This window comes from Dulcicalothrix desertica PCC 7102, from assembly GCF_003991905.1.
Taxonomy (GTDB): domain Bacteria; phylum Cyanobacteriota; class Cyanobacteriia; order Cyanobacteriales; family Nostocaceae; genus Dulcicalothrix; species Dulcicalothrix desertica.
The window spans coordinates 1-7,231 of sequence record NZ_RSCL01000080.1; the positions used below are offsets into that span (position 1 = coordinate 1).

Here is a 7,231-nt window from a genome sequence, read left to right on the forward strand (position 1 = left end):
AAAATCTTAATAAATGCACCTTTTTGGTCTCCAATATTCTACCACGTATTTATGTAATTAATTTTGTCCAGTTACTTATTTCTCCATCATCAATAAGCAACGCTCCATTAGTTTCTCCAACTTCTACATCCAATATTGTTTCTACTAATTTTAATCAGAATTATAATTCAATTGATAAATTAAGTTTGCCTACAACGTCTTTATCGAATCCTATCAATTATAGAGAAAATCAAGCTGTTGTTGATATACATCAGAATCAAGGCAAACTACAAATTGAACAAAACAGTAAAATAAATGATCAAATAAATACGAATTTAGTTGTTGAAAAATCTACGAATTATAAATATACGGGTACTTTTCCGGATGCTTTAAGCGAAGAACAAACAAGATTAATTACAGATAAAAAGAATCAACAGGATATACTTGTTTCAGAAACTAACAAAGACGCAAATTTAAATAACTTTGATTCAACGAAAACTAATAATCAACAACAAGAAGCTCTGACAAACGAATCAGAAGGACTATTTTCATATCCACCTAACTCAGGTTCTAATATTAATACTGTTTCTACAGCAGGAAATGGCGCCGAACAACAAGATAATCAGTATCGAACTCCCTTAACAGCTGTACCTAATGATAAAAAAGATTATGGAAAGTGTGATTTTCCGTGGCAACTTGATTCAGATGGTAGACGTTGTGGTAATCGAGCAGCTAGTGAGCGCTCTAATGAATATGTTAATAATACAAGAAGTACATACTCTGCACCTAACTTAAATTTTGGTTCTACCTATGTTCGAGGGTATTTTCGCAAAGATGGAACTTATGTCCGTGGGCACTCTCGTCGGAGAAGGTAATAAAGAGTGAAAATAGCTTTGTGCTTTAGGAACTTACTCAATAAAAGTGAAAATTTCCAATTGAGAGAGAAATTTTTTATCTGTTTGCACGCCGCAATATCCTCTAATTTTAAAGAAAGACTTGTTAGAGTACTCAAAGAAGTTGATGCTCAAGCATTAAAAGAAGCCGTTGAACTAAAATTTATCCTCTGGGAATTTTGACACCTCACTTTTCCTAGGGGATATATTTAGTGTTTAACTTATCCCCTAGGAATTCTAACACTCAATTTTCTTAGGGGATATAGTTATGTCTTGCTTATCCCCTAGGAATTCTGACACTGACTTTTCCTAGGGGATATGGATATATTGACACCTATCTGAAATCTTGCACATTTAAGTAAAAACTCTCAAAAACATAAATTGCAGTGATAATAATAACATTTTTGTGAAGTCCTCTTAAGAGGACTTACGCTATTAGCTTAGTACTTTCAGTACTATGCGAGTAGGAACATAGCCAACAATCTATAATTACTTAGTATTATTAGTTATTTAGATTTATATGCTGCAAGATATAAGCCAGCTTATCCCCTAGAAATTAGGGCGCCTAACTTTTCCTAGGGGATATATTTGTGCCTAACTTATCCCCTAGGAAAATATCAAACTTCTGAGTCTTCTTCTTCATTTTTTAGCTTGAAGTAGTCGGCTATAGCTTTTTTGACTATCACCCGTGTTAGTTGGGGGACTGTCAAAAACTCCTTTTTAGCCCACTTCTCTAAGCGGTCAATATCTTCTTGGTCTAGTCGCAGTGTTATACGAGGCTTTTGGGATGGCATTAAACAAGTGTCTATGAATAATATTTCACTTGTTTGAAATTATCGCCTCTAGTCGCGTTTGTCGTAACTAACTGGTCACTAGTTGACGAGGTGACGCACCTGTTGTTACTATATTGTTAACAGCCAAAAAAAGTCACGTAACAAAGGCAATGGAAGCCGGAAAGTGGCTCCGAGGGCGCCTAATCACAGTCTTTGAAGGTGAAAGTTCCTGTTGAATAGGAGTTTTCATTGTTTACCACATTGCTGACTACAACCGCGTTGCAGCCAGTTTTACGCTGGTCAAAGCAATTATCTAAAGAATTGTTATAAAACATTTGAACCATGACAGTTGAATATTCCAACTCAGAAAACTGGCTGGCTACCGTTAGCCATTGCGCCAGTTTGCGGTCAAAATCGTTAATTAGCGGTAAGGACTTGGGTGCTGGTTATGGAAAAGCGATTTACGACAACATGACGGTTGTTGTTCCTGCTGCGTATTCGCTATTGCGGAATCGTAACATTAATCACCATGAAACCATTTCTAGTTCGGGAGCATGGGTTTGTTATGTAGAAGGTTCTCGCTCAGACCTCAAGGAAAAACAGTATTTTTGGGGAACGGCAGCTACGGCACAAGCTAACTATACTTTGTTGCACGAAAACAAAGCTTTAAAAGCAGAACTGGCACTAGAAAGTATTTTGGCTGATTTAGCTATTCTTAATGTGCCAGATGGGTCGAAACTCTGGATTAGTTTAAGCAACCACAACCCTGATAGGTGGGGTGTTGAAATCAAACGCAAAGTCCAGGGAGTTCACACTTTCCAACACAAACATCCAGTTAGTCGCGAGATTGTTACTAAAACTATAGAAATTACCATTACTGGCATTTATCCAGAAGGATTTGGCAGCATCGCCTATTGTTTATTTGGTAGTCAGTCCCTACATTTGGATGCTTCGGAGATTGCTATAGCTTTAGATATTGGTTCTAGTACCTGGTTGATAACTATCTTTAACGGCAGTGGTGCAGTAATTGACCGACATTTATTAGAAGGTGGATGTGGTGAATTACACCAGATGATTGCTGAGATGTTAGACAAGCGCAACGACTTAGATAGCTTTTTGAGTAAGGATGTAAAACATTCTCCTAACTTGGTAAACCAAGGCATATTAGCTGGAACCTTTACTTACGGGGGCAACCATCTAACTGGGAAACCATTTAAAACCGAGTATGAACAATGCCTGCAAACGTGGTGGGATACACGGATAGAGAAATTCGCCAACTTTGTTACTAATGGCGGGTACTTGGACAAAGCTCAATACCTCGTGTGTTGGGGTGGCGGCGCCTCTAATTCTGGAGTAGGAGACAGGCTTGCTTCTCTAGGTTTCGTCACCCTGAGAGAACCTCAATTCATCAACGCTCAAGGATTGAAACTTCTAACTGAAATTACCTTGGAGGAAATACATGAGTAATTATTCTTCACGCCGAATTACTATTAGCTACTTTGCAGCTATTGAAGCGTGCAGAATTGCTGGTTTGCCCCTAGATATTCCACCACAGGCGTTGGCTGGGGCAGTTGAAAAACTAATTTTCCAGTTTGAGAGTGATAAACAATCCTCAAACCAGCCAAAAGTTGAACCGCCTAAAACTCAGACGGTAGAAGCAAATAAAAATGCGCTCGCTGCAATGGTAAAGGGATATAGCCGCTTTTAGTAAAGATGATTCTGCTTAAAACGCTTGTTTTGAAAACAACAAGGAAATTATGCCATGACAAGTAATAACCCTGACTGGCGAATCACAGTCAACAACAACCCTGAACTAGAAGACCTACGGACATACCACTTTGATGACGAAAATGATGTTGAGAGTTTTGCTACTGGTCTGCTATGCGAGGGAATTACAGAATTTTCTCTCTACTACAACGACGGTGGTGAGTGGGTAGAGCAAGAAACCAATCCATACGATTTTTTTACAACAATTGACGATACTCCTTTTCCATTAGCTCACGGTCAACTATTACCTAATCTCTCAAGAGATGTGGCGCCAGAAATCATCTGGAGTTTAGCACAGGGCAACAAAGACGCACTTGGTTCGATTGATAACGAGCCAGCACGTGAGAAAGCAGAGCGTATCTTTGAGCTTTTAACTTTATCGGGTGCATGGGACGAGCCAGAGTCTTTGTCACAAGAGGGTTGTGGGGAAATGTTTGGGGATGAGGCGCCGTGGAGGTGGGAAGACTCTGACGATATGGCAAGCGTTGAGATAGACGAGATGTAAAAACTAGGGGAAAAATTATGAAACTTGGACAGCACATTGAAACTGGGTTAACGAACTTGGGGAATGCGTTGGAGCGTGCAAAACAAAACGATATAGATTGGCAGCGCGAGAGCTACCAGCTAGGTCTAATTAGTGATGAGGACAAGATTCGAGTACTCATGCAGGAGCTTTACCGAAAAGTCTATGTTGGAAAAGACACAACTGATTTACGCATGGTGATAGAAATGATTTCCAATCGAGTTGAAGATGAGCGCGCGTATCGTCACTCTTTACCTAACCAACTTAATGCAATTGCTCACAGTGTAATTGGTTTGTTGTTATTAGCAACGCTTGGAAGTTACGCGGTGGCGCCAATTTGTAACAGTTCACAATCACGCTTCTGTAAGGATACTCGGCGTATACCAAATGCCATTGATAGGTACTTTTCTGATCCAAAACCAGTGCCCGGATATGTTCAGCAAAACAATATTCACATCGACCAAAACTAAGAAAAATCATGACTTATCAAAACCCTAAAATTAAAATTCATGTAGCGGCGCCTGATGTTACCCGTGCTTCTCAAACCATCTTTGGTTTAGATACTGAAACGATTATTAAAGCCATGATGGGTGATGAGGAAGCAACGACTCACCTGGCTGATTATGCCAACATGACTACGAAAGCGCGGAGGAATATCAAACCCGTGCTGAAGCAAGCTTTTTCAATTTACGACGGCACAAAGGATATTAACCAAGCGGTGTTGTACCTGCTCAAATCGGCTGCAAAAAACGGGGGTCAAATTGTCCAAATGAAAGGGCAGGGGCTGGTTTTAAATAAGCAGTGGATGAACTTTCTCGAACAGCAAAAGCAGAAAGTAACTAATGACCTGACCGAAGTTGATGTCAAACACGCCCAACAGATGAACCTTTTAACTGCCCAGCATCAAGTCAACCTGCGGCTGGGAGAGATTACCTACCGTGACAAGCTTACTAAAATGGGCAACTCCGCACAGCAGAAACTAGCTGCAATGCAGTCCCAAGCTGATAAAGAATATGAAGCTGCCAGACTCGCAGCAATTCAACGCGACGGTAGCCAAGCCAACTTAGGAGCCATTCCCCAACGCACTTTACCTAGTTCAGTAGGTGGTGGGTTTAACTTGTCGGGTATCACTGGCGCCATTGGTGGTTTCTTTCGAGGTGTTGGTAACTTCTTCGGGCGCCTAATTCGCTCGTTGTAAAAACAATTCTTCCTGGTAGCTGAATACCTGCCAGGGACATTCTGCAAATTCTGACCACTCATAAAGGGAGGTTGAGATGAAACGATTTGAAAATTTGAATGATTTACTTGGTTCTTTATCTGACATTGAGCTTGGACAGTCTCTGTCTTTTATCGATGATGATTTTAATAAATGGCTACTTGAAGTCGAAGAGGATTGGATAGCGATTGATGATTCGATTCCAGAAGATGATTTAACTTATGAAGACGTTGAATTTTACCCACGTAGCAAATTATTGATACAAGATTCCTATTTATCGTTTACTTCAAGTGGTGAAAGCATAGAAGACTCCATCCTTTCCGTTCTTTACGAGGCAGATTTAATTGATACAAGCACGCTTAATAATTTCAACTCTTAACTTCCTGCTTTATGCAGAATCCACAAGATGACATTTTATTGCAGCTATTTCAGCAGCAACCGTCTCCAGAGAGTTTAACTGAAAAGGAGGCGCCGGAAAGCTTTACAGAAATTACCCTCAAAGACAACGCGCGGGTTGATTCTTTTCTAGATGCCCTTTTTAAAAACGCCAATACTCTCGCTGTAGCATCTAGTACATTCACGGTTAGCTCAATCATGGCAGGAAGTTTCGCGGTGGCACGGATTATCGCTATCCCTGCTTACGTTTGTACCATTGGTTACTCTGTTGCAGTTATGACAACGGTAATTGCAGCAATTGAGCAGTTTAGCGGCGCCGTATCAGAGAAAGGTTTCAGCATTGAACTAAATCCAGACTTCTGGAAATCTATAAGTCGTGCCACAACCATTACCAGTGTAGGATTTTTTGCGCTACGTCCTCATTGGGAAGCGTCCGACCGCGCTATCAAAGGAAACGAGCGTTATTACAGTCAACAACAAGAATTTACCAACCCCGTGCAGCAAAAAGCACCTGATTACATGGGCTACGGGGTTGCAATAGCCATCACTGCGATACTTGTTTTCTTACTTAGACGCAGAAAATAGTCATGTCACAAAACAAACAGTTTCAACTTGAGCAAGACGTGATTGACACGGTACTGCCTAGCCCAAAGCAGTCACGCCAAAATCTATTAAACTTGGGCTGCATGGGTATTGGTACTTTACTGTTGGCAGGCGCCTTCTACGGTACTGACATCAGATACTATGAATACTCGTATCAGCCAACACCTTTTGAACTACGCAGTCATATCCAGAAGCACCGCGACGAAGCTTTTAGGCTGAAGCAGCAGTATAAAAAAGAGCTAGAAAACTGGCAGCAAGCGCAGAAATTGGGTTGGAAAACGCCTAAACCTGAACCGCCTAAGTACCATGTCCCAACCCCAGAAGAGGCGTTAAATCAGCTTAAAAACGACAAATCCAATTACTACCTTGTTCCGACTTGGGCTGTAGAAGCTCCAGGCGAAAGTTTACCAACTAACCCTGAGTACCGTAAAGGAAAATTACCAAAACTACCACGTGAAATTGCTGAGAAAGATGGTTATGGTAAGCCTTATCTAAAAACCCTAAACGACGAACCTTACAACCCTTACAAGGCACTTTTAGGCTTCGGTGCTGCGGCGTGTTTTGGGTATGTTTCAGTACAGGCTAACGACCGAGCGCGTAAACTAGCTTTTGCTATCCCCTTATTCCGTGCCAAGATTAACGAATTTTGGGCAAAGGGCATCATTCAGCAGCGTTTAAACCTTGAAGCTTGGGTAGATTATGGGCGCCTTCAAGCACAGGTAAATGCAGGTAGAGCTTTTGGTGATGCCTTGATAGCGGGTGATATCACCGAAGCCGAATATACTGAAATTCGAGAGTCAGCAGAACGCCAAGCTCAAATGCTAACCGAGGCAATGCAACCAAAACAGTTACCAGGCACCACCCTTGACGACCAAATCAACCCCAAAAATAAAGTAACAGGAGTGCAAACTCTCCGAGAACGTTACCTCAAATTAGTCAAAGAACATGAAAGTGGTTGGCTTGAGGCTCTTAAATTTAAACCTGTAATTGTTTCTGGCGACACAGGGCAAACGCATCTTAAATGGGCTGTGGGCAAGGAATAGCGGTCAGACAGTAATGCCGATTCTATTCAAATACAACT

Annotated in this window: 10 protein-coding genes; 9 read left to right on the forward strand and 1 reads right to left on the reverse strand. The window is 41.1% G+C overall.

Annotated features, from left to right (window positions below; all coding sequences use genetic code 11):
• A partial coding sequence (locus DSM106972_RS50630) for a hypothetical protein (protein WP_233787992.1) occupies positions 1–854 on the forward strand: 854 nt, incomplete at its 5' end.
• Positions 855–1,489: 635 nt separating this feature from the next.
• Here the strand turns inward: DSM106972_RS50630 and DSM106972_RS52390 are convergent.
• On the reverse strand, positions 1,490–1,666 hold the full coding sequence (locus tag DSM106972_RS52390) for a hypothetical protein (RefSeq protein WP_170213661.1): 177 nt from the start codon (positions 1,664–1,666) through the stop codon (positions 1,490–1,492).
• 321 nt (positions 1,667–1,987) lie between these two features.
• Between DSM106972_RS52390 and DSM106972_RS50640 the strand changes: the two genes are divergently transcribed.
• The 8 genes from DSM106972_RS50640 to DSM106972_RS50675 all read left to right on the forward strand — a co-directional run bounded on the left by DSM106972_RS50640 (position 1,988) and on the right by DSM106972_RS50675 (position 7,193).
• Positions 1,988–3,112, forward strand: a complete 1,125-nt coding sequence (locus tag DSM106972_RS50640; RefSeq protein ID WP_127087801.1) for a ParM/StbA family protein — start codon at positions 1,988–1,990, stop codon at positions 3,110–3,112.
• A complete protein-coding gene (locus DSM106972_RS50645; RefSeq protein ID WP_127087802.1) occupies positions 3,105–3,353 on the forward strand; it encodes a hypothetical protein in 249 nt (82 codons plus the stop codon). The genes DSM106972_RS50640 and DSM106972_RS50645 overlap by 8 nt, the downstream gene beginning before the upstream one ends.
• 54 nt (positions 3,354–3,407) lie before the next feature.
• Positions 3,408–3,917, forward strand: a complete 510-nt coding sequence (locus DSM106972_RS50650; protein ID WP_186538289.1) for a hypothetical protein — start codon at positions 3,408–3,410, stop codon at positions 3,915–3,917.
• A 17-nt stretch (positions 3,918–3,934) separates the two neighbouring features.
• Complete coding sequence (locus tag DSM106972_RS50655) at positions 3,935–4,405, forward strand: hypothetical protein (protein WP_127087803.1); 471 nt, start codon at positions 3,935–3,937, stop codon at positions 4,403–4,405.
• An 8-nt stretch (positions 4,406–4,413) separates the two neighbouring features.
• Positions 4,414–5,133 carry a hypothetical protein gene (locus tag DSM106972_RS50660; RefSeq protein ID WP_127087804.1) on the forward strand — a complete coding sequence of 240 codons (720 nt, stop codon included), beginning with the start codon at positions 4,414–4,416 and terminating at the stop codon, positions 5,131–5,133.
• Positions 5,134–5,209: 76 nt separating this feature from the next.
• The gene (locus tag DSM106972_RS50665) at positions 5,210–5,530 is read left to right on the forward strand and encodes a hypothetical protein (protein WP_127087805.1); all 321 of its coding nucleotides are present in this window, start codon (positions 5,210–5,212) and stop codon (positions 5,528–5,530) included.
• Between the two features lie 11 nt (positions 5,531–5,541).
• Complete coding sequence (locus DSM106972_RS50670) at positions 5,542–6,132, forward strand: hypothetical protein (protein ID WP_127087806.1); 591 nt, start codon at positions 5,542–5,544, stop codon at positions 6,130–6,132.
• A gap of 2 nt (positions 6,133–6,134) precedes the next feature.
• Entirely contained in the window at positions 6,135–7,193 is a 1,059-nt protein-coding gene (locus tag DSM106972_RS50675; RefSeq protein WP_186538287.1) for a hypothetical protein, read from the forward strand.
• Positions 7,194–7,231 lie beyond the last annotated feature (38 nt).

Bases quoted from the DNA above. Each gene is read 5' to 3' on its own strand.
- DSM106972_RS52390 (WP_170213661.1), bottom strand. From the start codon at position 1,666: ATGCCATCCCAAAAGCCTCGTATAACACTGCGACTAGACCAAGAAGAT.
- DSM106972_RS50640 (WP_127087801.1), top strand. From the start codon at position 1,988: ATGACAGTTGAATATTCCAACTCAGAAAACTGGCTGGCTACCGTTAGC.
- DSM106972_RS50645 (WP_127087802.1), top strand. From the start codon at position 3,105: ATGAGTAATTATTCTTCACGCCGAATTACTATTAGCTACTTTGCAGCT.
- DSM106972_RS50650 (WP_186538289.1), top strand. From the start codon at position 3,408: ATGACAAGTAATAACCCTGACTGGCGAATCACAGTCAACAACAACCCT.
- DSM106972_RS50655 (WP_127087803.1), top strand. From the start codon at position 3,935: ATGAAACTTGGACAGCACATTGAAACTGGGTTAACGAACTTGGGGAAT.
- DSM106972_RS50660 (WP_127087804.1), top strand. From the start codon at position 4,414: ATGACTTATCAAAACCCTAAAATTAAAATTCATGTAGCGGCGCCTGAT.
- DSM106972_RS50665 (WP_127087805.1), top strand. From the start codon at position 5,210: ATGAAACGATTTGAAAATTTGAATGATTTACTTGGTTCTTTATCTGAC.
- DSM106972_RS50670 (WP_127087806.1), top strand. From the start codon at position 5,542: ATGCAGAATCCACAAGATGACATTTTATTGCAGCTATTTCAGCAGCAA.
- DSM106972_RS50675 (WP_186538287.1), top strand. From the start codon at position 6,135: ATGTCACAAAACAAACAGTTTCAACTTGAGCAAGACGTGATTGACACG.